Source organism: Pseudomonas sp. G2-4 (assembly GCF_030064125.1).
GTDB lineage: Bacteria > Pseudomonadota > Gammaproteobacteria > Pseudomonadales > Pseudomonadaceae > Aquipseudomonas.
On record NZ_CP125957.1, the window covers coordinates 3342087 to 3365665 of the forward strand.

The following is a 23579-nucleotide window of genomic DNA, read 5'->3' on the forward strand; positions in this document are numbered from 1 at the left end:
GAAGCACTGTCGTCCACGTGACTATAAGGTAGTAGCCTCATCCCCAATCAAGACTGCCCTCACCGACTAATATGAGGAACCTGTCATTCAGGTTTCTCATAGCTCGCCACTGTTGTTTCCAACAACGCTGCTCCGAACTCAACCCGGAGCAATTCTATGCGTCTCTTTCTCTGCGAGAAACCCTCCCAAGGTCGTGACATCGCCAAGGTTCTCGGAGCCAGCCGACGTGGCGACGGTTGCTTGATCGGCCCCGATACAACCGTCACCTGGTGTATCGGTCACCTGCTGGAGACGGCCCCACCTGAAGCCTATGGCGATCAGTACAAAACTTGGTCGTTGGATCATCTACCGATCATTCCCGCGCAGTGGAGGGTTGAGGTCAAACCCAAGATCGCAGCACAGTTCAAGGTCATCAAACGCCTGCTTAGCGAAGCTAGCACCGTCGTTATCGCCACCGATGCCGATCGTGAAGGTGAGATGATTGCCCGCGAATTACTGGAGCGCTGTAACTACCGAGGCCCTGTTCAGCGCCTCTGGTTGTCCGCACTCAACGAGGCATCGATTCACAAGGCACTGTCCTCGCTAAAGTCTGATCAAGAAACCTTTCTGCTCTACCACTCAGCCCTCGCCCGCAGCCGCGCCGATTGGCTGATTGGTATGAACCTCAGTCGTTTGTTTACCCTCCTGGGACGGCGGGCGGGTTATGACGGCGTACTGTCGGTTGGACGCGTCCAAACGCCCACTTTGCGCTTGGTGGTTGATCGAGATCGTGCGATTGCCAGCTTCGTCTCGGTGCCGTACTGGGTGGTGAATGTGCACCTGTCCTCAATGGAGCAACAACCATTCATCGCATCGTGGATACCACCAAGCTCAGGACGTGACGAAGCCGGTCGCTGCTTGCAGCAGGCGCTCGCAAGTCAAGCCCTCCAAGCGATTTCTAGCAGCAAGACCGCCACCGTAGTCTCGCTGCAGACTGAGCATTTGCGCGAAGCGCCACCCCTGCCCTTCGACCTGAGCACACTGCAAGAAGTCTGCTCACGCAAGCTGGGACTCGGCGCTCAGGAAACCCTGAACATCGCCCAAGCCTTGTATGAAACCCACAAAGCCACCAGCTATCCGCGCAGCGATTGCCGTTATTTGCCAGAGAGCATGTTCAACGAGGTATCTGCGGTATTCGATGCCCTGCTCAGAATGGATCCCGCGTTACGCCCAGCGCTCGCAAGCGTCGATCGATCATTGCGTTCACGAGCATGGAACGATGCCAAGATCACCGCGCACCACGCCATCATCCCCACCACCGGGCCGGCGAACCTTGGGCGGATGTCTGAACAAGAGCGCCAAGTCTACGAACTGATTCGTAGCCACTACCTCGCGCAATTCCTGCCGCATCACGAGTTTGATCGAACCGAGGTCGAACTGGAGTGCGGCGCCGAGTGTTTGACTGCGGTTGGCAAACAGATCCTCGTCCAAGGCTGGAAAGGCTTGCTCTCCGACAGCGCCGAAGACGATGAACCCAGTCAAAAATCTCAGGTGCTGCCCGCCCTACAACAGGGTACGCGGTGCGCAGTGGACGACCTCGAACTCAAGTCCATGCGCACCGCTGCGCCCAAATCGCTCACCGAGGGCGATCTGATCAAGGCGATGAAAAACGTCGCCAAGCTGGTCAACGACCCGCGCCTTAAACAGAAACTTCGGGACACCACCGGTATCGGCACCGAAGCCACACGAGCTGGCATCATCAAGGGGTTGATTGATCGCGGTTACTTGCTGAAGAAAAAACGTGCATTAACGGCCTCCGCAGCGGCCCATACCCTGATCGAAGCGGTACCCGCAGCAGTCGCAGATCCGGGTATGACCGCGATCTGGGAGCAAGCGCTGGATGAAATCGAAGCGGGACGTCTGACCTTGGATGCATTCGTTGCCAAGCAGGCACACTGGATTACGCAGCTGATCGCAAACTGCGGAGCGCTTACCTTGTCGGTACCGGTCGAAGCCGGGCCTGTCTGCCCCATTTGCAACGCCTCAATGCTCAGGCGGAAGGGAAAATCAGGGCCGTTCTGGTCATGCTCCCACTACCCAGACTGCAAAGGCACTGTGCCGATCAGCAAAGGTACGCGACACCCATGACGCGCCATTGGTGATCACCACAATCTTGGAGTTGATGTACAGGGTCAGTGCGTCATCAATGGAGGCTGATCTTTCTCCAAGTCACTTAGCGGTTGTCCGATTTCACGGGCCAAAGCGATGCCTGTCGCGATCCATATCTGCCCCAGTTCGTTGAACGCTTTCAGGTGAGCAGGATCTTCGTTGAGCCAATGAACAAGGCTGTCGAGGTGTGCGGGGTTATCAGGGCAATCATGGATCTTGATGAACAGCTCCAGTGTTCGATCCCAGATCAGGTCCATGACGTCCTCGCGCTGCTCATCCATGCTCAACCTTGCCTCCGTTTGGCCCTATCAGACCGCTCAGTCTCACTGGTCACTTCGGGCTCTGATCCTTGGAGGAATAGATGTCACGTCGCGACAAACAGCAATTTCAGTCAATATAACAACCCTTTAAGTCGATACTCAACCGTTAAGGATGTTCATGTCAATGGGTCTTTGCTCAACCATTCGGGTTGAATTGGAGAACTCATCACTTGGCATATAAACATCCTACCCAAGCCCAAATCGGACGCATGATCGCGAAGCACCGCACTCAGCGTAATCTGACCCAGGAAGAAGTGGCTGAACGCTTGGGGATCGGCAGCGAAGCCATTTCGCGCCTTGAGCGGGGTGTGGTGGAGCTTTCCGTGGTCAAGCTGATGCAACTGGCGGACATCTTCGACTGCCGGATGGATGAACTGCTGACGGAGTCGAGCAATCGTCCCAACGACCAGGGCCAGATGATCGCGGGACTACTGAGCAGCCTTCAAGAAAGCGACCGTGCCTTTATCCTGTCGACCGTCGAACAGCTGGCCGCTCACCTCAGTAGCAAATAACCTCTGCGCCCACTGGCTTGACGTCGTCACACCCGCTCTGCTGTAGTGCCTCAGGATCATCGCTTACGGCGACCCAAGACCGATTCGCTCCGGGTAGCTCGGTCGGACTCCTTGAGTTCGGAGCCTTCTCTTCTGCGGAATTCCGTTCCCGTTTTGTGCTCGACCTGATCGTGGTGGCGGATGACCACTGTTGCCTCTGCCAGGCATCAGCGGTCATCCGCTACGGCGATCGCATTCAGTCCCGGAGCCCGCCGGGGAAACACTGGGCACCCTTTGTGCGCGGATGCGTGCCAGCGTGTTCCGACCCAGGCCACGACAAGGGTCGGTTGGCGGATCATGGCGCAGTTAAATCAAGTTTTGCGAGGAGCTTGTCGACTGCGTCAGACTGCCTAAGGTGGCTTTTCTCTTCCTCGCCTGGCACCCCGTCAGGCCCACTCTTCACTTTCTTCAGTCCAGTAATTTCCACTGTATTCCGGCCATAAAAAACCGGCTTGCGGCGTCTTGACGCTCCCCTATGACAGGCTTATACAAAGGGTGTGGTTCGCTGTCGTTGACAGCCCAGCCCAGGTAGCTTGAACCTTCAAGGCTACGCCACGCTTGTGGTGGTTTACCCAAGTGCGATCAGCGTTCGGAGGCTCGCACGATTACCGCTTTAGCGGTGATGAATGCCTACTACCCCAGGTCCGCGGACCACTGCTGCGGATTCTCTTTTGCTACACCGCTATTCCCCCGGTGCATCGTTCTGTTTGTCATTGGCTCGCCGGTGGCGTGTCGTCATCGCTTGCCTTCACCTTACCCACCCTGACGGGGCTCACTTCCCCGTCTGGGGTTGTGCGTCGCCGTTTTCCCCTGAAAGGAGAACCACCATGGCCCACGCCAACCAATCCCAAGAAGCGACCACTTACTTCAATCTGCACACCGTCGGCATCGGCTACCTCAACCGTGTCCGCGAAGTACAAGTCCGCCGCGGCCAGCCATTCATGGCCTGCGATATCGCCGCCCTGCACGGTGCCACCGATGCGGTCGAGTACACCCGCTTCGACTGCAAAGTCGCTGGAGGCGAAGCTGAACGCTTGATTCGTCTCTATATGGACGCCGTCAAAGCCGAGAAAAAGGTCTTGCTGTCGTTCCGTATCGGCGACCTGTGGATCGAACCATTTCTCTATGAGAAAGGCGCTAAACAAGGCCAGCCGGGCGCCAGCCTGAAAGGTCGTCTGCTGTACATCGACTGGATCAAAGTCAATGGCACGTTCGAGTACAAAGCGCCTGCCAGGCAGGAGGCAACAGCACCTGCTGAGCAAGCGCCAAACAGTGAGCCATCCCCAACCTCGGCTGATGCCGAAGCTGAGGATACCGACAACCCAACAGAGTCCAGGATTGAGCCTGAATCTGCACCCACTCCCCGCACAGCCCGCCGTGTCGCCACCCGTACTGTTCAGCCCGCCTGAACAATCCACGATGTTTACATCAAGGCGCTCAATCGAGCGCCTTTTTTTCAATCAGCACAGGAGAACCAATATGGAATCCTTCTGGCTTTGCGACGATTGCCTGTTCGCTGCGGCTTACGAGGACTACAGCACGTTATCGCTCTATTACACGACGGATGAGGTCGAGGAACGCATCGCCGGTCTCCATCGTGGGCTGGTTCGGCTAATGCCCATCAGTGCCGACTTCGATCCCGAAACTGGCCGTGGAATAAGAACCTTTTCCCCATTGCCCTGCAACGGTTGTGATTCACACCTGAACGGACAACGCCACCGATTCACTCAGCTGTAAACAGCGCGTCATCGGGCAATGCGTCACTCTATATCCACCTCGGGGACAACACTCCCCTTGGGTGTGTACCCCCGGATTGTTCCCTTCGGAGGCCTCCCATGAGCACCCAACTCACCCTCATCGAAACCTCGAATGTCGTGGCTGATCGTATCGTCCTAGAAAACCAGCTGATCGACGAAGCGCTGCACATTCTGGATCGACGACTGTTCACCCGCGGCCCCAGCCTGACGTCACCTGACGCCGTGGCCTCATACCTAAAACTGCATGTTGCACCTCAAGAGCATGAGGTTTTCGGTGTGATGTTTCTCGATACCCGCCATCGCGTTCTGACATTCGAGATCCTCTTTCACGGGAGCATCGATGGCGCCAGCGTTTACCCCCGCCAAGTCGTCAAGCGCTCCTTAGCGCATAACGCAGCAGCCGTCATTTTTGTTCACAACCACCCTTCGGGATGTACAGAACCCAGCCAGGCAGACCGCGTCTTGACCGCACGGTTGAAAGAGGCTTTGGCCTTGATCGAGGTTCACGTACTGGATCACTTCATCGTGGGTGAAGGTCGCCCACTTTCTCTTGCCGAATACGGTTGGCTTTAACCCTTACAGGCGCCTTCGGGCGCCTTGTTCATTTTCATCTTGGAGAATAGTCATGAAATCCACTACCCAAGCCCCAGCGATGCTGGGGGCTTCAGGCCCATTCGTTCGCGGCTATGACAATCTATCTATCGAACGGCTGCTGCTGATCACCTACGCGAACGACTACCCTCCCTGCCTTCGCTCCGTACACGACTCACAAACCCATCTGCCCGACAATGAGCTGCAACTGTTCGCCTGCCTGTTCAATGACGATTTCGCCTTGATCAGCGAAGGCCAATCCATTTCGGATGATTTGGATGAACGCTGCCAGTCCACCGGGCTAGTGCGCCAAGTAATCTACGCGGTGATGGGCGAAATGCTCAACGAGCGGCATCACCTCGGTGATCTGTACTCCCTGGAAGAGGCCCAAGCCGCGGTCCATCGCTTGCGCTTCGAGACTGGACACTACAGCCGAGCCTGGGAGATCAGCACCGCACACCTCACTGACAAAGCACTGCGCCACCTGGAAAGCCGGGTTGGCAATGTCGACTCCAGACCAACCGGACTTCTGTTCGAGCCCTTTGCCCTGACAGACTGCAATGGCATCGGGTGTAAGTTGATCGGCACGCCCTGGACCGACGGGAACCTGATGAAGATCGAGGGCAGTCCTTACTCGTCGCTAAGGCAAGAGCAGCTCGACGCCGGTACGCCGGAAGCCCTGGTCAACGTACTGTATCTGGCGGCGTTGGCGGATGTGCGATTGTTGATCTTTGACCCCGACGCTACCGCTTTGGATGGGCTAGCCATTTATGACGAAATAGCAACGCGTTCAACTTAACACGACCCGTCTTGAATCAACTTACTCACTGAATCGCTCCTTCACCTCATGTCAGGTTCTGCACTGAATCTGACATGAGGTTTTTTCCATGGAGCGTCTTTTCACGCCTGTCTGCCTGCTGGGTTTATTGAGCGCATGCACGGCGCAGACCCCCACCCCATTGCCGACCAGTCCAGAGACTGCCGGTGGTTCCAATCGGGCCCAGCTTTCAAGGAGTACAGCCGAAGAGAGTCATCCGACAGAGCTCCGCTATGGCCGCTATACGCTAGTCAGCACCGAGCCCACGACAGAGCAACGTGATCTTCTCGCTCAAATCATTGACGTGAGCATTCCGTCCAACCTGAATCCCTCGGTACAGGAGGCGATGCACTACGTGCTGCAGCGCTCAGGTTATTCGCTCTGCCCTGCTGCCGAACCAGTAAAGATACTGTTTACCCGGTCTCTGCCCGCCGCCCATTACCGGCTCGGCCCGATCTCATTACGCAACGCTCTACAAGTACTGGCTGGCCCCGCCTGGCAACTCACGATCGATGAGGTCAGCCGTTCGGTCTGCTTCGAACGGCAAAAAAATGATGCTGCCGTCATGCGGGTCGCACCCAGCGTGCCCCATCAGCCGGAGGCACGCCCATGAAAGCCTCGACGTTCCAAACCCTCATTGTCGGCTCACTTTGCCTGGCGATCTCCGGGCTCAGTGGTGGTTTGTATAACCAGTATCAACGCGTGACCGAGCTGGAAAATGCCAACGCACAACGCCTACAGACTCTGGATTCCCTGCAACGTGATTCAAGCACTCTCATGGATGCACAGGAGAAGCTGCAGTACGCGCTGAAAGACTTGAAGCAGATGGTCGACTCCGGTGAACAACAGGCCAATACACTCGACCCGATGTTGGATCAATGGGCGCAAGAGATTCAGGAGCTACGCGAAGGTCTGGCAGACCGTGCCGCCGCAGCCGACATGATCGCGTTACGTGCACGACTTGAGCACGTCGAGCAGCAACTCCTGGACCTCAAGACGCAGCCATCACTCCCACCACCGACGTCTTCCTCGGCCAAGCCGAAAAAAGCCGCTCGCCCCAAGCCTGCCCCGCTCTCGCCGCCATTCTCAGTACTGGGTGTCGAGTCTCGCGGTGGCGAGCGCTTTCTGGCGGTCGCTCCTCCTGATAGTCGTTCGCTCGAGGATATCCAGTTGCTGCACAACGGCGAGCAGTTCGGCACCTGGCAGCTGAAGGTGCTGGAGCCGAACGCGGCCATCTTCACGGTGCCCACTCAGCCAGACCAGACCGTGCAACTCCCTTGAGAAACGATCATGAACCGAGCGCTACTGTCCCCCATCGTCTGTCTCGTTTCACTACTTAGCACGGGCGCTGCGATGGGCAACCCTGTCACGACACCGTCAAGGATTCAGGACACACAATCCACTTTACTGGGGCGCTCGCACTCTGAACAGGCGGCAAACTGGGGTCTGACGGAGCAAGAGTGGACACGCTTCGAACAGATCCAAGCCGGCCCGCGCGGCTTCTGGAGCCCGAACCTGGACCCGCTGACCGCGCTCGGCGTCGAGGCAGAGACCGACCAAGAGCGCCGACGCTATGCCGAACTTCAGGTAGCCTTGGAGGCCAAACGCGCCGAGCGCGAGTTGGCGTACCAAAACGCTTACACCGCGGCCTGGACCAAGCTGTTTCCCGGGCTGCTACCGATCCAAAGCATGGCATCCCCGTCCCCTGCCAGCTCATCGGTCGTGCCGCGCCCTGCTTTGTTTGTGGAGGACCACTGCCCAGTGTGTACCGCCGAAGCGCAACGCCTGCAAAGCAGCGACACGGCGTTCGATATCTACTTGGTGGGCAGCCAAGGTGAGGATGAACGCGTCCGTCGCTGGGCTCGGCAAGCGGACATCGATCCGAGCAAGGTCCAACGCCGGCAGATCACCCTGAACCATGACCGTGGTCGCTGGTTCAGCCTGGGTGCTCCGGGGCCATTGCCCGCCACATTTCAACAGGTGAATGGACAATGGCAACGCCTCGACTGAGTGGTCTTACACTGATGCTGACGGTGCTCGCAGCCCAGGCTGAGGAACTTCCGCCGCCAGCCTATCAATTGGTGGCGCATGACGCCGACATCCCTTCTACAGTGCTGTTCGCAATTGCCTTGCAGGAGAGCGGTATCCGCGTTCATGGTCGACTGCTGCCCTGGCCTTGGACTCTGAACATCGCCGGAATACCTTATCGATTCACCACCCGAGCGGCCGCCTGCGACGCTTTGCTTCAAACACTCGCCCGGCACAACGCCAAGCGGGTCGATGTCGGTCTTGGACAAACCAACCTGGGTTTCCATGAGCAACGTTTTTCCAGCCCCTGCGAAGCCCTTGACCCCTACCGGAATCTCGCCGTCACCGCCGCGCTGCTGCAGGAGCATCACGCCGCCACTGGTGACTGGGTGTCAGCTGCCGGACGCTATCACCGCCCAGTAGGAGGAGCGCCGGCAGCGCGTTATCGCGCTGGATTTTCCCGGCAACTCGAACGGTTGCTGGTTTCCGTCAAAAAGGGCACACCGCCATGAGGCAAATATTCCTTACCTGTTATTTCATCCTGTTCTTGGCACCTGTAGCCCAGGCGAAACCAATCGTAGTCAGGGATCCGGCTGGCGACCTCACCCAATCCTGTTTCCAGGCCACGGACCTGTCCATAAATAACAGAATTCAGGCTTCCCGGGCCGTGCATGCAGACCTGTCCAGGTTTGCCAATGAGAACTGGATATTACCGATCAGCAGTTCTCGGCTGAGCCCCGGCCAGATCACTCCCCGCGCCCTGATCATGGCTGGTTTGCAGCCATTTTTCCTGGTCGGTGACGATCCCCAGTCGCTGGCTTGGTTGCGTCAACACGCGGCTGAACTGCAGGAAATGGGCGCGGCAGGCCTCGCCGTCGAAGTGGCCAATACTGAAGCCCTGGCCCGGATTCGAGCAGCCGCTCCGGGCATCACCATCCTGCCGGTCAACGGCAACGACATCGCCACTCGCCTGCAGATTGAGCACTACCCCGTCTTGATCACCGCCACCTCATTGGAACAGTGAGTCGGGTCATGGCCGAGCATGCGATGGAGTCTAAGCTCAGGCCAGCGGTGGAGTTGTACACCGTAGCGATCTGTATCGCCGCCGCAGTACTATGCGTGCACTCGCCCTGGGCTGTTGCCCTGTCCCCCGCCATCGGTCTGGTTGCAGCGCTGGCCTATACCCTGTTCTGCCTTCTCCGGCTGCGGCAAGCCTGGGAGGTGTTGCGCTATCGACGCAATATTCGCCGGCTACCCCGCTACGAGCTGACCAGTCGGCAGATTCCGGTTAGCCGTAAGCATCTGTTCATGGGCCGCGGCTTTCGCTGGACCCGGCTGCACACCCAGCGCTTGGTTGAGGCTCAAGACCCGGCGGTCGCTCACTATGTCGAGCAACCGACCAGCTATCGTCTGGCACGCGGACTAGAACGCCGCCTGGAACATGCACCGTTTCCGCTCTCTACATTGGCCCGTGTCACCGCCTGGGACAGTGCTTTCAATCCATTACGACCTTTGCCCCCGGTCGGTGGTTCGCCGCTGTTGCATGGGGTCGAGCCCGATGAAACGGAAGTCAGCCTGCCGCTGGGCGAACGGGTCGGACACACCCTGGTGCTGGGCACGACCCGTGTCGGCAAAACGCGACTCGCCGAGGTGTACATCACCCAGGACATACACCGCGTCGAACACGAGGTAGTGATCGTCTTCGATCCGAAGGGCGACGCCGACTTGCTCAAACGCATATACGTCGAAGCCAAACGCGCCGGTCGAGAAAAGGAGTTCTATGTTTTCCATCTAGGCTGGCCGGAGATCTCCGCTCGCTACAACGCCGTGGGACGTTTCGGTCGTATCTCAGAGGTGGCGTCACGCATCGCCGGGCAACTCAGCGGCGAAGGAAACTCCGCAGCTTTCCGTGAGTTCGCCTGGCGCTTCGTCAATATCATTGCCCGGGCGCTGATCGAGCTGGGCCGACGTCCGGACTACCTGCAGATTCAACGCCATGTGGTCAACATCGATGCACTGTTCATCGAATACGCCCAGCAGTTCTTCGCCAGAACCGATCCGAAGGCGTGGGAAGTGATCGTCCAGCTTGAAGGCAAGCTCACTGAGAAAAACATTCCCCGGCATATGGTGGGACGCGAAAAGCGTGTGGTGGCCATCGAGCAGTACTTGGCGGTGAAGCGAGTGTTTGATCCAGTCATGGACGGGCTGCGCTCGGCGGTACGATATGACCGCACTTACTTCGACAAAATCGTTGCCTCGCTACTTCCGCTGCTGGAGAAACTCACCACCGGTAAGACTGCCCAGTTACTTGCACCCAACTACACCGATTTAGGCGACCCAAGGCCAATCTTCGATTGGATGCAGATCATCCGAAAACGCGGCATCGTCTACGTCGGTCTCGATGCGTTGACCGATGCCGAAGTCGCCTCCGCAGTGGGCAACTCTATGTTCGCCGACTTGGTCTCCGTCGCGGGCCACATCTACAAACATGGCATTGACCACGGCCTGCCCGCATCGGGCAGCAGCAGTGACAAGCTGCCGATCAATCTGCATGCCGATGAGTTCAACGAGTTGATGGGCGATGAGTTCATTCCGTTGATTAACAAGGGCGGCGGTGCAGGTATCCAGGTAACCGCCTACACCCAAACCCTCAGCGATATCGAAGCACGTATCGGCAACCGCGCCAAGGCTGGCCAAGTGATCGGCAACTTCAACACCCTACAGATGCTACGGGTGCGCGAAACCGCCACTGCGGAGCTGCTCACCCAGCAGTTGCCCAAGGTCAATGTGCTGACCAAAACCCTCGTGTCGGGAGCCACCGACACTTCCGATCCTGAGGCCAACACGGACTTCACCTCCTCTTCACAGGACCGTGTCAGCAGCACCAGCGTGCCGCTCATCGAGCCGGCGCACATCGTTAGTTTGCCCAAGGGGCAAATGTTCTCATTTCAGGCAGGTGGCCAGCTCTGGAAAGTCCGTATGCCGTTGCCAAAACACTCCAATGACGATGCCATGCCCAAGGACCTGCTGGAACTCACCCAGCGAATGCGGGCCACCTACAACGAGCAAGCGGGGCAATGGTGGAGCGCCAGCGGTGGCGGCCCAACAATTAACTTCGATTTGAATCAGGTGAAGTAGCCATACCCTGACCTAGGTTTCGATTCAGCAAACACGCATTCGGCAGGCGCCGTGACGGCATCAACTCTACGGTGCACAATGGAATGAACGATGACTACTTCCGCCCAGAACACGTCGCCACAGCCGATCCAGCGTCCGGGAATGATCGTCTCGACCATCAGCCTGTTCATACGCATCATCGGCTTGCTGATGGCCTCATTGCTGTTCTCGATCCCGATCGAGTTTGCCGGTCTCCTGCTGTTCTGGGGTGATCAGGGCTGGCGACATAGTCAGGCCATGCTAACCAGTGAGTTGGCCTGGCTCAGCGAGCACTTCAAGTCTTCACTTCTCATCCAACAGCCCGCGCCAGCGATTGTCCATTTGCTGGATTTCCTGAATCAGTGGCTGCTGGTCAAGACTGGCTTCGCGGACTTTTCCCAGCAGGCGGGGGTGTCGAGCCAAGGCAACGGCTTCTGGAGCTGGATCAACCAGCTCTACGTGAGCATTGAGGATTTCGTGCTGGCCGCGGTGTATGTGACCTTTACCTTCGTGGTGCGCCTGACCATTCTAGTCCTGGCAGCACCATTATTTTTGCTGGCCTCGCTAACAGGCTTTGTCGATGGTTTGATGCATCGCGATTTGCGCAAATTTGGAGCAGGTCGAGAAAGCAGTTTTGTTTATCACCGCGCTAAGCGAACAGTGATACCACTGCTAGTCGTGCCCTGGTTCATATACTTGTCACTACCCTTTTCGCTCAACCCCATGGCGGTATTTCTGCCTTGCGCAGCGATGCTCGCGGTGTCCATGGCAATTACAGCTGCGACGTTCAAAAAATATCTCTGAGTGCGACACGAATGCTTATCTGCGGAAGTGTTCAGGAGGCTAGCTCATGAGAGGCCTAAGCTCCCAGTCGTAAGGAGCCGCCAGTTTCAGCAACGCGAAATTGCGCTTTTTTTACTGACCCAGCCCCGCGATGCGAGACTTGGGGTGCAACAGGCGACTTTTCCCTGTTACTTGCGCTTTGCTTTGAAAGCCACTTTCCCGTCCTTCGCTGTGTGACCACTGTCAGCCACCAGACGCCGAGCGAACCGGTTTGCCTGCGCAGCATCCGCCGCATCGAACTCGGCCAGTTCAACGCCGCCGCCGGCAAAAGTGATGGTTACGACAAACGGGTAAAGCTCACGTTGCGGCATGCTGTTCATGGCACGTTTCCCTTACGAACGCGCTGCTGCGCGGGCCTTCTGTTCCAGCTCGATGCAGCGCAGGACCTGGACTTTTGTAGCGGTGCCCTGTGCCCACTTCGATTGCAGGCTTTTCAGGGTGGACTTCTCTCTTACGGTCATGGCTCGACTTCCTTTAACAATTAGGCCTGCGGGAGAACGCATTGTGCTGCGCGGTGAACTATCCCACGCACCTGCGCGCCTTCCATATAAAAACCGTCGCACCAGATTTCCAGATGACTCCCCCGTGCTATCCGAACTGGCCGGCCTTTTAGCCCCAGCCGAGCTCGAGCATCATCATTTGGAAATTTGGCACGTAAAATGGAATCCGCGAACTCGCCATAAACTGTGACGACACCTGATCCGCCGTCGCTTGTGAAGTCCTCAGGGCCTGCAATAGCTAACGCTTTCTGAACAACTTTCAAATCAGCATCATTGAACATAAAATTGCCGTTCTTGAATGCTCTGGCCCGGTAGTAGTCGCTTTCGAAAACCTGGCCTTGTTCAAAGGCAGCATTCATCGCCGATTCCAGGGCGCGAGGCTGGAAGATCTTTTCATCAAGTGTCTGAAATTTGACATTGCATCCTAGCTGCCGCCTGCCTTGAGGATTTTGGCCCGCTCGGCACCGTAAAAAACGATCACCCCTTGCGCGATCTCAAGACCTTACTCTATTACTTCGGGCTTACGCGCCGCAGCCAATTTCAGGATGTAGTCGGCTGGTAAGCCCCGGCCCCCAAACCATGGCTCGGCTTTGCTATCCAGCAATTGAACGTCACACCGTATGACTCATTCCAAAAGTAAGTTGAAGCCCATTCTATACAGGCCCTACTATCATGCGTATTTATTGGCTTTCCGAAGAATACGCGATAATCTTACTTTCGACCGCAGACAGTGGATCTGCTGATTAACTGTCCACAAGATTACCAACAACCTATCTACATGGAGTTCATAGATGTTTCGTCAATCCCTCGCTGTAATCGGCAATTTGGCCGCCGTTGCTTTTGTCGCTCTGCTCGCCGGACCAGGCGTAGTTCACGCACAAGAGTCCCATAGTTTTACTATTAAAAATAATAGCGGAGCAGAAATAATCCTAACCAGCATGCACGGATATTGTGTCAAATCAATAGATTGGCCGCGCTCTATCGCCGCGGGAGAAACTGCAACCATAAACTGGGTCGATTCCAACAATGGCACTGAAATAGAATGGATGGCTGCACACGGTGCCCAGAGCGCTCGAACTCGCGCTGGCCACCCCCAGTCTAAGGGAATAGATGGAGTTATGTGCGCTAATTCACAAAAATGGGTCGATTTCCAAGTGGATGGTTACCAGGGAACCTATGGAGTGGTTCATCGCAAAATAGATGGCGATTGGTACAATGGCCAATTTTGGGCTACGTCCATCCAGATTACCTCTGACGGCTTGGGTTGGAAGGTGGTCGAATCGGACGTAGTTCCCGATAACGTTTCTGCCTCTTGCAGCCACTCAGATTGCTTCGGGGAATTTAGCGAAATGGTCGCCAATGGTAAGGACAGTTATAATTGGCCCCGCCTTTATAGAACAGAAGACGGATATCAATTTCAGATTAACTAATGTGATTCTGAACCTTCGCGAACGAAGAGGGTTCGTCATACCGATCCCTCTTCGGCTGCGTCGCCTGATCAGAAGAAAACCTGACTAGAGCATAGCCGACTGCGGCAAGCCCGGCAGCAAGTACCAGTCGCACTTGGATCGTCGAACAGATTACTGATCGGTCGGGACGGCGTTCAGGGCGAATGCCAAAGCTTCACCGGCCTCGGTAAGCAGGTAATGGCCGAACAGCGTCTGAACCATCAGCCCACGGTTCACCAGGGCAGTGCAGGTGCGTACGCGGGCAGCAAGAGACAGAGGGCCATGAACGCCAAAATCATCGTAGTCATCGCCGTTGCCCATGCGTTTGAGTACATTTCCCATCGGCCCGCTGAGCTTCGTTGTCATGGCGTCGTTTCCGTGATTCAGTGGGGGATCATGCTGGAGCGATAAAGCGCGGACCATGCCAGCAGTGTTGCGCTCGGCTGTTCCAGGGCTACGCGAACCATTTCCTCTGCGGTCTGGCCGGTGCAGTCATGCACCGCCTGGCCGAGCCGCAACAGTTTGACTGGGACGCCTTGCACGCGGGCTTGGGTTGCAAATTCGTACTCCTCAGCCTGCCCGTGGATCGTGGACGCATTGAAGCGACTACGCAGCATCTCAATTGCCTGTACTTCAGCCTCTGGCAAAAGAATGGTTTCACCGTCACAAAAGACCTGACGGGTGCCTCTCAATGCCTCCACAGCTTCCATGTAGCGCGATGGTTCTATAGTTGCCAAAACCGATGGGTACTCGGGGTAATCGTGTTCCAAGACGTCCTTTCCCAGAAAAAGCGATTCATTAGACCTCAGGTTTCTTACGGAATAATTCGACCTTTGACTTGATTCTGCTCCCAGCTCCATATGGGACAGCATCATGCCCACTACCATCTTTCGCTGCTTACTACTCTCGCTGGCTATCGTTCACGGCAGCAGCTATGCCGCCTCGGCTCATGAGCAGGATCAACTCAGCCTTATCCAGCGGCAACTCGATACCATCGAACGCCTTGCGACACGAGCTGAGGCAGCCAGCACGGCTGAACCAGTCGAGCGCTATCGCTTCGACTATCCCCGTCTGTCTAAGGACATCCAACGTATTCGCCAGGGGGTGCAGGGCTATCTCTCCCCCGCCCGTGCTCAACCTCGCGATCCTGGTGAACTGATCGGCGACTACCGCCTCGACACTCCGCCCGTGAAGTCATCGCCATGAGCATGACTGGCGCCCAGATCACAGCGTTCCAGAACGCCTCCGGCTTTTCGGCGCAAAGCAGTTCGACACTGTGGCTGTCCCTGGTTCTCGTCCTGGCTTTGCTTTGGTGTGCCTGGGTGATGTGGACGGCTTACCGGGGATGGGCGACAGGCAGTGTGCGCTTCGGCGCCTTCGGTGGCAGCACTGCACGCGTATTGCTCGCGTTGTTGGTTCTGATGTTCTTCACCCTTTCCTAAACCAGGAGATCGCCGTCATGCTCAAGTGCCTTGTCCCCCTGAAAAACAACCTACGGGATCGCGCGAGCCAGCGCTTGATCGGTCTGCTCCTGGTGCTCGGTCCAAGCCTGGCTTTTGCCGAGCTCCCCACCATGGAAGCCCCTTCGCGCGGCGAAGGCTCCGGGTTGATCGAGACAATCAAAAACTACGCCTACGACGGCGGAATCCTGCTTGGTCTGCTGATCGCACTGCTCGCTTTCTTGGGGGTGGCCTGGCACTCGTTGACCGTGTACGCCGACGTGCAAAACCAGCGTAAGACCTGGAAGGACTTGGGTGCAGTGGTCGGTATCGGCGCCCTGCTGGTGGTGATCATCATCTGGTTCCTGACCAAGGCCGCCGCAATTCTGTGAGGCCGACATGAACGACGCTATCGAACGCCTTGCTGACGGCACCCTGGTCTTTCTGCCGGAGCGACTCAATCGTGATCCAGCCGTATTGCGTGGTTTGACCAATGATGAGATGTGGGTAGCGCTCGGCACCGGCGCCGTCATCGGCCTACTGCTGGGCATTCCTCTAGCGATTGCCACCACTTCCATTGCCATAGCGCCGACCGGCATGATCGCAGGCATGGTGCTGGTGTTATTGGCCGGAGGCACGCTACTGCGCCGGGCCAAACGGGCTCGGCCCGAAACCTGGTTGTACCGCAAGCTCGAATGGATACTCGCCAGCCGTTGGTTCCTAGGGCGCGGAAGTCTGATCCTCCATTCCGGCGCCTGGACGGTTCGCCGTTCGCGTCGACTGCGTCCTGCCCTGTCTCGGTGGCAGCCATGAGCCGCTTTCGGAACAAGGTGGATGCCCAACAGGCCCATATCTTCAGCCTGCGCCTGGCGGTAATGATCCTTGCCCTGGTCTGTGCCGGGCTCTGGTACGGCTGGCGCTCAGCACCCACCGATCTGACCGTGCATGTACCACCGGATCTGCGCTCGGGCAGCACGCGCAAGTGGTGGGATATACCGTCAGAGAATGTGTATGCCTTTGCCCTGTATATTTTTGGTCAGCTCAACCGCTGGCCCTCGGATGGCGAGCAGGACTATCGCCGCGCAATCTATGGCTTGCAGTCCTACCTTACACCCGCCTGCAAGGCCTTCCTCGACGGTGACTACGAGTACCGCAAGGCCGCTGGCGAGCTGCGCCAGCGGGTACGTGGCGTCTACGAAATTCTGGGCCGAGGCTATAGCGAAGATCCGGAACTCAGGGTCAAGCAACTCGATCGCGACAGCTGGCTGGTCACCCTCGACCTCAACGCCGATGAGTATTACGCCGCCGAACCGGTGAAACGGGTGGTGGTGCGTTATCCATTACGCGTGGTGCGTTTTGATCTGGACCCCGAACGCAATAAGTGGGGGCTGGCACTGGACTGCTATCAGGGCACGCCAAAAAAAATCTCCCTGCCTGGAGGTGAGCCATGAAGCGGATGTCTCCCCTGGGACTCACCGTCGCACTGATGCTATGGGGAGCTGCAGCGCAGGCCATCGAGTTGATGCGCTGGGAACGCCTCCCCCTCGCGGTCCCGCTGGTGATCAATCAGGAACGAGTGGTCTTTATCAATGAGGATGTTCGAGTCGGCGTGCCCTCAACCCTGACAGGCAAACTGCGTGTGCAATCAACTGGCGGCACGCTGTACCTGCGCGCGTCAGAAGCCATTGCCCCGACCCGACTGCAACTGCAATCGGTCACGACGGGCGAGATTATCCTCCTGGATATCGCGGCCACTCCCGGCGATCAACCGCTGGAGCCCGTACGTATTCTCAAGAATGCTCAGGGGAAAACTACCGAGGCTGAATCTAGCGCCGTCCCTGTTCCAGAACGCACACCGATCCCGGTCGCTTTGACGCGCTACGCCGCGCAAAGCCTGTACGCGCCGCTGCGCACCGTGGAGTCCCTGCCCGGTGTACGCCGCGTCCCGCTCAAGCTGCGCACCGAACTGCCAACCCTGCTGCCGACCGAAAACGTGTCCAGCACACCCATCGCCGTCTGGCGACTAGGTGATTACTGGGTGACGGCGGTGAAATTGCGCAATCGTGGTTCAAAGACGGTGCAACTCGATCCACGTCGACTTCAGGCCAAGCTGTTCGCCGCGGCCTTCCAGCATGCTTTCCTCGGGCTTGTCGGCAGCGCTGAAGACACCACGATCGCCTACCTTGTCACCCGCGGTGCCGGCCTCGAGCAAGCCGTGCTACTCCCGCCCGTTGCGCGAGGTGCTGACGATGAAAGCTAACGCCTTGCTCAAATGGCTGGTACCGGCTGCGCTGCTGGGCGTGGTGCTGATCATCCTGAAAACCTGGGTCCCGGGTGGCAGCACACCTTTTCCAGAGCACCCAGTTGATCAGGGCAATATTCAATTATCCGCCGAGCAAGCCAAGTCGCTCGGCATTGCGGGCGATACCCCACGCGACACGGTCGCCACCCTGGTCGGCCAGGTCAAGGCCATGCGCAGCGACATGCTCGGTTTGAAGAAACACAATGACTCACTGCAGACGGAAAACAACCGCCTGCGCGAGCGGGAAAACAGTGTCGATTCGCGTATCCAGACGGCGCTTGGCAGCGTGACCCAGCAAGTCGACGAAGGTCGCCGACAAGCCAACGAGGCCCGACTTAAAGCAGAACAGGACAATCGTCAGGCTCGCGGCCTGCTGACGCAATTGCAGGAACAGTTGTCGGGGCCGACCGGCAAAGGCAAGGATATGCCGATCGGACTGGGGCTTGAGCCGGGCGACGGCGCTCAGTTCGATGGGCAGCATTCTGCTAATGATGCACTACAGTGGATAGAGCCTTCGGATGCTCCGCCCACCGACGCCCAGGGCAAAACCAAGACCGCGTCCGCTCTGAGTCTGCCTACTGCCTTCAGCTCATTGGAGGGTTTGAAGGACAATGCCATCGACCGCAGCCAGAAGCAGTTACGCGAGGTCACCAAGGGTGAACGTGACCTGACACGCTCCGCTGATCGTACCGAAGGCGCGAAGCCGGTCTACACCATTCCAGAAAACGCGACATTGATGGGCTCGGTCGCCATGACCGCGCTGATCGGCCGGGTCCCGGTGGACGGCACCGTGAATGATCCCTACCCCTTCAAGGTGCTGGTTGGTCCGGAGAACCTGACAGCCAACGGCATCGACCTGCCGGACGTCGCAGGGGCCGTGATGAGCGGCACAGCCTCCGGCGACTGGACCCTGTCGTGCGTACGCGGACAGGTCGAGTCAATTACCTTTGTGTTTACCGACGGCACCATTCGCACGGTGCCTCAGCCGAAGGCAGTAGCCAGTCGCAATGCCTCCACCACCCAGAGCTCAAACACCGACAAGATTCGTGGCGGACTCGGTTACCTGTCCGATCCGTATGGCATTCCTTGCATTGCCGGTGAGCGCCGCTCAAACGCTCAACAGTACCTCGGCAGCCAGAGCTTGATCACGGCGGCTGGCGCAGGTGTCGCTGCCTTGCTCGGGGATGAGCAGAACAACAGCAGCGTGATCAGTTCAGGCGACAGCACGCTCGGGATCACCAACAGCAGTGGCAATAGCGCGCTGAATTCAATTCTCAGCGGTGGGGTCAGCGACATCCGGGAGTGGATCAACAAACTCTATGGCGAGACCTTCGCTGCCGTGTACGTGCCACCGGCCGCCCAAGTCGCGCTGCACCTCGACCATGAGATCACCATCGACTACGAGCCCAAGGGCCGGAGCGTTCGCCATGAAAAAGACCATGCTTCTCTGCCTGACCTGGATTAGCTTGCTCTGCTGGGTCCTGACGGGGTGTTCCACCGACAAAGACACGCTGCTGCCCCATGGCGAGCAAACCATGATGGATATCTGGAACGGCGCCGGTTCGCAAGGTACTCAGCAGCAACTGCTGGATGCTCGACAGCAGTTACGCCGCCCGCTGGCTCAGGCAGATGTCTCCGCGGCTCTCCAGGAACCGTACACGCGCACAGCGGCGAACGAGATCCGCAACCTGTTCCCGCGCCTGCCCAATCCCGATCTGGTGCTGTACGTGTATCCGCATTTGAGTGGTACCGAGCAGGCACCGGTTCCTGGTTACTCGACCGTCTTTCCGTTCTACCAACGTGTGCAGTACGCATTACCCGGTGAACGTCAGGAAGACTTGTAGTGCGTACCAGCGATGCGGGCAACCGCACTTCTGCATGGAAAGCCTGGCGCCACCCATTGCGCCCGCGCGCCACCTTGGCCGATGAAGCTGCACTCTATGCGTACAACCCCAGCTTCACCGACCACTTGCCTTGGGTCGAATACCTCGATACAGAACAATGCTTTCTACTGGACGACAATCACTCGGTGGGTGCGGTGTTCGAGTTGCTGCCCATCGGCACCGAAGGGCGCGAACCCGATTGGCTGATGGCCGCCCGCGATGCCCTCGAAGACGCCCTGCAGGATAGCTTTGACGAACTGGATCAAGCGCCTTGGGTGGCGCAGTTTTTCTGCCAGGACGACAACGACTTCGCCCCCTACCTGACGCGGCTCACCGATTATATTCAAGACAGCGCGCGAGGCACGGTCTTCACCGAGACGTTTTTGGAACTCAGTCGTCGCCATTTGAAGACCATCGCCAAGCCGGGAGGTCTGTTCGAGGACAAGGCCGTCACGCGCCTACCCTGGCGCGGCAATAATCGACGGGTGCGCCTGGTGATCTATCGCTGGCTTGAGTCTGGCGCCGAGGAGATGGGACTCAGTCCAGTGCAATCCCTGCAGGAGGCTTGCGAACGTATCGTGGCTTCGTTGCAGGCATGCGGGGTGCAATCGACGCGAGTCGATGGCCGAGGTCTGTATGCCTGGTTATTGCCCTGGTTCAATCCGGCACCCAGGCTCACCGACGAAGACCCCGAGGAATTCTACCGCCGCGTGGCCTATCCGGAGTCGGGCGACGGCGAGTCGCTGGAACTGCCCTTCGATCATGACTTCGCCGAGCGGCTGTTCTTCAACGAACCGCGCTCGGATGTCCAGCACGGGCTCTGGTTTTTCGATGATCAACCCCATCGGGTCATGGTGGTGGACAAGCTGCGCCGAGCGCCCTTGATTGGTCAACTCACCGGAGAAACCCGCAAAGGTGACGCGGTGAATGCACTGTTCGACCAGTTACCCGAAGGTACAGTCATGAGTCTAACCTTGGTGGTCAAACCGCAGGATGTACTTGAGGAGCAGTTGAACCGCCTGGCGCGCAAAGCCATCGGTGAAAACCTGGCCTCGACCCAGACCCGCCAAGATGTCGAAGAGGCTCGCGCGGTCATCGGCCGCCAGCACAAGCTGTACCGTGGCACGCTGGCGTTCTACGTGCGCGGTCACGATGAGCAGCAATTGCACCACCGCTCGGTTAGCCTAGCTAACGCACTACTGGGTGCGGGCCTGCAGCCGGTACGCGAAGGCGATGAAGTCGCCGCCTGCAACAGCTACCTGCGTTGGTTGCCGATGGCTTATAACCCGGCCCGTGACACGCGCAACTGGTACACCCGCCTGATGTTCGCCCAGCACCTGGCGAACCTCGTTCCGGTCTGGGGCCGCAGCACCGGCACTGGCCACCCGGGCATCACCCTGTTCAATCGTGGTGGTTCGCCGTTGAGTTTTGATCCGTTGTCACGCCTGGACCGGGCCATGAACGGTCATCTACTGTTGTTTGGCCCCACCGGTGCTGGCAAGTCGGCCACCCTGGTCACCCTGCTGATGCAGGTCATGGCGGTGTACCGCCCTCGTCTGTTTATCGTCGAGGCCGGCAACTCATTCGGCTTGCAGGGCGACTACTTCGCGACACAGGGCCTGTCGGTCAACAAGGTCCAACTGAAACCTGGTGCCGCGGTCAGTCTCGCTCCCTTCGCCGATGCCTGGCGCCTGGTCGAGCAACCGGATCAGGTGGCGAGTCTGTCGATTGATGAGCTGGACGATGAGTCGGTAGCCAATCGCGAAGACCAGCGCGATGTTCTCGGTGAACTGGAAATCACCGCCCGGCTGATGATCACCGGCGGCGAGGCCAAGGAAGAAGCGCGCCTGAGTCGAGCCGATCGCAGCTTGATCCGCGAGTGCATTCTCGATGCGGCTCAAACGTTTGTCACGACGGGCCGTCAGGTGCTGACCCGCGATGTGCGCGACGCCTTACTGCGCGTCGCCGCCGACCCGCACTTGCCAGAGAAGCGTCGTGAGCGAGCCCAAGAAATGGGCGAGTCCATCGACCTGTTTTGCCAGGGTTTCGAGGGTGAACTGTTCGATCGCGAAGGCACACCTTGGCCCGTGAGCGATGTGACTGTTGTCGACCTGGCCACTTACGCTCGCGAAGGTTACGAGGCCCAGATGTCTATCAGCTACATCAGCCTGATGAACACCGTGAACAACCTCGCCGAGCGCGACCAGTACCTAGGCAGACCGATCATCATGGTCACCGACGAGGGCCATATCATCACCAAAAACCCGCTGCTGGCGCCCTTCGTGGTCAAGGGGACGAAGATGTGGCGCAAGCTCGGCGCGTGGTTCTGGCTGGCGACGCAAAACCTTGCCGACTTCCCCACCGCGGCGCAGACCATGCTCAACATGATCGAGTGGTGGATTTGTTTGAATATGCCGCCGGCGGAAATCGAAGAAATCGCACGGTTCAAGAAACTCACGCCGGCACAGAAAGCCTTGCTGCTGTCCGCCAGTAAGGAACCAGGCAAATACACGGAAGGAGTGGTGCTGTCGAAGAAACTCGAAACATTGTTTCGAGCCGTGACGCCCAGTCTTTACCTTGCCCTGGCCATGACGGAGCCCGAGGAAAAAGCCGAGCGCTGGACACTGATGCAGAGCACTGGCTGCTCGGAATTGGAGGCGGCTTATCAGGTAGCTGAACGGATCGATAGGATGCGAGGAATTAAGTCAAACGGAACTGACTCTAGGTTTCGATCAGTCCGGTAACGAATCCTTGAACACCTTCTCCACGTAGGCCTGCATAAACCAGTCAGGGACCTCATCAGCCCTGAACTCAAGGTCAGTTCCGTCCGTTACTTCAGCGAGCAGCACCAGATCAGCACCGGAGTTATCAAAAATATAAGCCCGGTTCGAGGCCGCGACGGCCGATGGCAATAGGTTCAGGCAACGACCGTATCGCTGGACAATTTTCTCCGTGGGTACCGGGTGCCCACCTGCCGCAACACGGTTCTTGACCCTGTTGATATTGATATCTGGGTCTTCAGTGGCCACAAAATAGAGGTAGGTTCGATATCCCGACGCTTTTGCCTTAAGCATAAAAGCTACTTTGTCCTCGCTAGACATCACCGTTTCGAAGGTGAAAGACAACTGGGCTTCAAGGAGCTTGTGCCGCATGAAATCAGAGAGCACGGAAGCAAAATAGGAGTTCATCGCCACGGACTGGAAATTCAGGCCGTTATTGCTGAAGCCTATTTTGGATGCCTCTTCAACGAGCTGGGTCGACCGAATCAGTCGGTGCGCCTTGATAAAGCCGAGAACTTCGTCACCTTCGACTTCCAGTTGAAAATCGCTGAACTCCAGGCGTCCGCCCTCTTTGGCAGCCTTTTCGATTTCATCCGGGTTGATGTAGATCCCGATCAGGTGGGAAGGGACGGCGCTTTTCATTGTGCTTTTACCGGAACCATTAGGGCCGGCAAACACCCTCAGCCGAGGGACGGTCATGAGCAGCGATGCACCTTGATAATCCCGCCCAAGGTCACTTTATGCTTGGGCTTGGCCACTCGAATAACCTTGTGCTTACCGTCGGCAGTCGTCTCAACTAGCTTGCCGTCCATGATTTCCATTACGCTGCGTCCGGCCGCCAGCGCGTTGATATAGGCCGTATTGATCGCACCTTCAGCCATGGCTGGGATTTTACCCTCCAGTCGGCTCACCAGATCGTCACTCAACACTTGGTCGGCTTTCATATCGCGCTCCACGTTCTCAGAGCGTGCAGAATCTGCACTTATCAGAATCCTAGCTACGTAAATCTGTTTATC

At 57.7% G+C, this 23579-nt stretch carries 31 protein-coding genes; 23 read left to right on the top strand and 8 right to left on the bottom strand.

What is annotated here, in order from left to right:
* Positions 1-156: 156 nt before the first annotated feature.
* Complete coding sequence (locus QNH97_RS14350) at positions 157-2127, top strand: DNA topoisomerase III (protein ID WP_283552599.1); 1971 nt, start codon at positions 157-159, stop codon at positions 2125-2127.
* A gap of 44 nt (positions 2128-2171) precedes the next feature.
* Here QNH97_RS14350 and QNH97_RS14355 read toward each other — a convergent pair whose 3' ends face one another.
* Entirely contained in the window at positions 2172-2429 is a 258-nt protein-coding gene (locus QNH97_RS14355) for a hypothetical protein (RefSeq protein WP_053158143.1), read from the bottom strand.
* Positions 2430-2638: 209 nt separating this feature from the next.
* Here QNH97_RS14355 and QNH97_RS14360 point away from each other — a divergent pair, with 209 nt between their 5' ends.
* The 12 genes from QNH97_RS14360 to QNH97_RS14415 all read left to right on the top strand — a co-directional run bounded on the left by QNH97_RS14360 (position 2639) and on the right by QNH97_RS14415 (position 12172).
* The gene (locus QNH97_RS14360; protein ID WP_053158146.1) at positions 2639-2980 is read left to right on the top strand and encodes a helix-turn-helix domain-containing protein; all 342 of its coding nucleotides are present in this window, start codon (positions 2639-2641) and stop codon (positions 2978-2980) included.
* Positions 2981-3846: 866 nt separating this feature from the next.
* The gene (locus tag QNH97_RS14365; RefSeq protein ID WP_283552600.1) at positions 3847-4428 is read left to right on the top strand and encodes an STY4534 family ICE replication protein; all 582 of its coding nucleotides are present in this window, start codon (positions 3847-3849) and stop codon (positions 4426-4428) included.
* Positions 4429-4498: 70 nt separating this feature from the next.
* The gene (locus QNH97_RS14370) at positions 4499-4756 is read left to right on the top strand and encodes a hypothetical protein (RefSeq protein WP_283552601.1); all 258 of its coding nucleotides are present in this window, start codon (positions 4499-4501) and stop codon (positions 4754-4756) included.
* 98 nt (positions 4757-4854) lie between these two features.
* Complete coding sequence (gene radC, locus QNH97_RS14375; RefSeq protein WP_283552602.1) at positions 4855-5349, top strand: RadC family protein; 495 nt, start codon at positions 4855-4857, stop codon at positions 5347-5349.
* A 52-nt stretch (positions 5350-5401) separates the two neighbouring features.
* Positions 5402-6166: a DUF5983 family protein gene (locus QNH97_RS14380; RefSeq protein WP_283552603.1), complete on the top strand. Its 765-nt coding sequence runs from the start codon at positions 5402-5404 to the stop codon at positions 6164-6166.
* An 88-nt stretch (positions 6167-6254) separates the two neighbouring features.
* The gene (gene pilL2, locus QNH97_RS14385; protein ID WP_283552604.1) at positions 6255-6797 is read left to right on the top strand and encodes a PFGI-1 class ICE element type IV pilus protein PilL2; all 543 of its coding nucleotides are present in this window, start codon (positions 6255-6257) and stop codon (positions 6795-6797) included.
* Positions 6794-7465 (top strand): chemotaxis protein, encoded by a 672-nt coding sequence (locus tag QNH97_RS14390; protein ID WP_283552605.1) that lies wholly within the window; start codon positions 6794-6796, stop codon positions 7463-7465. Before pilL2 ends, QNH97_RS14390 begins: the two co-directional genes overlap by 4 nt.
* 9 nt (positions 7466-7474) lie before the next feature.
* A complete protein-coding gene (locus tag QNH97_RS14395) occupies positions 7475-8194 on the top strand; it encodes a TIGR03759 family integrating conjugative element protein (RefSeq protein WP_283552606.1) in 720 nt (239 codons plus the stop codon).
* Positions 8176-8724, top strand: coding sequence for a lysozyme family protein (locus QNH97_RS14400; protein WP_283552607.1), 549 nt, complete (start codon positions 8176-8178; stop codon positions 8722-8724). The genes QNH97_RS14395 and QNH97_RS14400 overlap by 19 nt, the downstream gene beginning before the upstream one ends.
* The gene (locus QNH97_RS14405; protein ID WP_283552608.1) at positions 8721-9236 is read left to right on the top strand and encodes an integrating conjugative element protein; all 516 of its coding nucleotides are present in this window, start codon (positions 8721-8723) and stop codon (positions 9234-9236) included. The genes QNH97_RS14400 and QNH97_RS14405 overlap by 4 nt, the downstream gene beginning before the upstream one ends.
* Before the next feature lie 8 nt (positions 9237-9244).
* Positions 9245-11350, top strand: a complete 2106-nt coding sequence (gene traD / locus QNH97_RS14410; RefSeq protein WP_283552609.1) for a type IV conjugative transfer system coupling protein TraD — start codon at positions 9245-9247, stop codon at positions 11348-11350.
* A 90-nt stretch (positions 11351-11440) separates the two neighbouring features.
* A complete protein-coding gene (locus QNH97_RS14415; protein ID WP_283552610.1) occupies positions 11441-12172 on the top strand; it encodes a TIGR03747 family integrating conjugative element membrane protein in 732 nt (243 codons plus the stop codon).
* A 167-nt stretch (positions 12173-12339) separates the two neighbouring features.
* Here QNH97_RS14415 and QNH97_RS14420 read toward each other — a convergent pair whose 3' ends face one another.
* Genes QNH97_RS14420 through QNH97_RS14430 form a run of 3 tightly spaced genes read right to left on the bottom strand, consistent with a single transcriptional unit; the run spans position 12340 to position 13070 of the window.
* The gene (locus tag QNH97_RS14420) at positions 12340-12531 is read right to left on the bottom strand and encodes a hypothetical protein (protein ID WP_283552611.1); all 192 of its coding nucleotides are present in this window, start codon (positions 12529-12531) and stop codon (positions 12340-12342) included.
* 12 nt (positions 12532-12543) lie between these two features.
* On the bottom strand, positions 12544-12672 hold the full coding sequence (locus QNH97_RS14425) for a hypothetical protein (protein ID WP_283552612.1): 129 nt from the start codon (positions 12670-12672) through the stop codon (positions 12544-12546).
* Between the two features lie 20 nt (positions 12673-12692).
* Positions 12693-13070, bottom strand: a complete 378-nt coding sequence (locus QNH97_RS14430; protein ID WP_283552613.1) for a hypothetical protein — start codon at positions 13068-13070, stop codon at positions 12693-12695.
* Positions 13071-13502: 432 nt separating this feature from the next.
* Here QNH97_RS14430 and QNH97_RS14435 point away from each other — a divergent pair, with 432 nt between their 5' ends.
* Positions 13503-14141 carry a hypothetical protein gene (locus QNH97_RS14435; protein ID WP_283552614.1) on the top strand — a complete coding sequence of 213 codons (639 nt, stop codon included), beginning with the start codon at positions 13503-13505 and terminating at the stop codon, positions 14139-14141.
* Between the two features lie 150 nt (positions 14142-14291).
* On the opposite strand, the gene QNH97_RS14440 is transcribed toward QNH97_RS14435, so the two are convergent.
* Together QNH97_RS14440 and QNH97_RS14445 are read right to left on the bottom strand one after the other, a co-directional pair.
* Positions 14292-14525 carry a hypothetical protein gene (locus QNH97_RS14440; protein ID WP_283552615.1) on the bottom strand — a complete coding sequence of 78 codons (234 nt, stop codon included), beginning with the start codon at positions 14523-14525 and terminating at the stop codon, positions 14292-14294.
* 17 nt (positions 14526-14542) lie between these two features.
* Complete coding sequence (locus QNH97_RS14445; RefSeq protein WP_283552616.1) at positions 14543-15034, bottom strand: hypothetical protein; 492 nt, start codon at positions 15032-15034, stop codon at positions 14543-14545.
* On the opposite strand from QNH97_RS14445, the gene QNH97_RS14450 reads away from it, so the two are divergent.
* The 9 genes from QNH97_RS14450 to QNH97_RS14490 are packed head-to-tail and all read left to right on the top strand — an operon-like array spanning position 15033 to position 22527.
* Positions 15033-15365 (top strand): integrative conjugative element protein, RAQPRD family, encoded by a 333-nt coding sequence (locus QNH97_RS14450; RefSeq protein WP_283552617.1) that lies wholly within the window; start codon positions 15033-15035, stop codon positions 15363-15365. The two genes, QNH97_RS14445 and QNH97_RS14450, sit on opposite strands and share 2 nt — an antisense overlap.
* The gene (locus QNH97_RS14455) at positions 15362-15601 is read left to right on the top strand and encodes a TIGR03758 family integrating conjugative element protein (RefSeq protein WP_283552618.1); all 240 of its coding nucleotides are present in this window, start codon (positions 15362-15364) and stop codon (positions 15599-15601) included. The genes QNH97_RS14450 and QNH97_RS14455 overlap by 4 nt, the downstream gene beginning before the upstream one ends.
* Before the next feature lie 17 nt (positions 15602-15618).
* On the top strand, positions 15619-15990 hold the full coding sequence (locus QNH97_RS14460; protein WP_003174125.1) for a TIGR03745 family integrating conjugative element membrane protein: 372 nt from the start codon (positions 15619-15621) through the stop codon (positions 15988-15990).
* A gap of 7 nt (positions 15991-15997) precedes the next feature.
* Positions 15998-16411 carry a TIGR03750 family conjugal transfer protein gene (locus tag QNH97_RS14465; protein ID WP_283552619.1) on the top strand — a complete coding sequence of 138 codons (414 nt, stop codon included), beginning with the start codon at positions 15998-16000 and terminating at the stop codon, positions 16409-16411.
* Positions 16408-17049 carry a PFL_4703 family integrating conjugative element protein gene (locus QNH97_RS14470; RefSeq protein ID WP_283552620.1) on the top strand — a complete coding sequence of 214 codons (642 nt, stop codon included), beginning with the start codon at positions 16408-16410 and terminating at the stop codon, positions 17047-17049. The genes QNH97_RS14465 and QNH97_RS14470 overlap by 4 nt, the downstream gene beginning before the upstream one ends.
* Positions 17046-17858 carry a TIGR03749 family integrating conjugative element protein gene (locus QNH97_RS14475; protein ID WP_283552621.1) on the top strand — a complete coding sequence of 271 codons (813 nt, stop codon included), beginning with the start codon at positions 17046-17048 and terminating at the stop codon, positions 17856-17858. Before QNH97_RS14470 ends, QNH97_RS14475 begins: the two co-directional genes overlap by 4 nt.
* Positions 17848-19365: a TIGR03752 family integrating conjugative element protein gene (locus tag QNH97_RS14480; RefSeq protein WP_283552622.1), complete on the top strand. Its 1518-nt coding sequence runs from the start codon at positions 17848-17850 to the stop codon at positions 19363-19365. Before QNH97_RS14475 ends, QNH97_RS14480 begins: the two co-directional genes overlap by 11 nt.
* Positions 19328-19744: a TIGR03751 family conjugal transfer lipoprotein gene (locus QNH97_RS14485; RefSeq protein ID WP_135307265.1), complete on the top strand. Its 417-nt coding sequence runs from the start codon at positions 19328-19330 to the stop codon at positions 19742-19744. Before QNH97_RS14480 ends, QNH97_RS14485 begins: the two co-directional genes overlap by 38 nt.
* The gene (locus QNH97_RS14490) at positions 19744-22527 is read left to right on the top strand and encodes a conjugative transfer ATPase (protein ID WP_283552623.1); all 2784 of its coding nucleotides are present in this window, start codon (positions 19744-19746) and stop codon (positions 22525-22527) included. The genes QNH97_RS14485 and QNH97_RS14490 overlap by 1 nt, the downstream gene beginning before the upstream one ends.
* Here the strand turns inward: QNH97_RS14490 and QNH97_RS14495 are convergent.
* Positions 22516-23262, bottom strand: coding sequence for an ATPase (locus tag QNH97_RS14495; RefSeq protein ID WP_053158208.1), 747 nt, complete (start codon positions 23260-23262; stop codon positions 22516-22518). The two genes, QNH97_RS14490 and QNH97_RS14495, sit on opposite strands and share 12 nt — an antisense overlap.
* On the bottom strand, positions 23259-23507 hold the full coding sequence (locus QNH97_RS14500; protein ID WP_053158211.1) for a hypothetical protein: 249 nt from the start codon (positions 23505-23507) through the stop codon (positions 23259-23261). Before QNH97_RS14500 ends, QNH97_RS14495 begins: the two co-directional genes overlap by 4 nt.
* Positions 23508-23579: the final 72 nt, after the last annotated feature.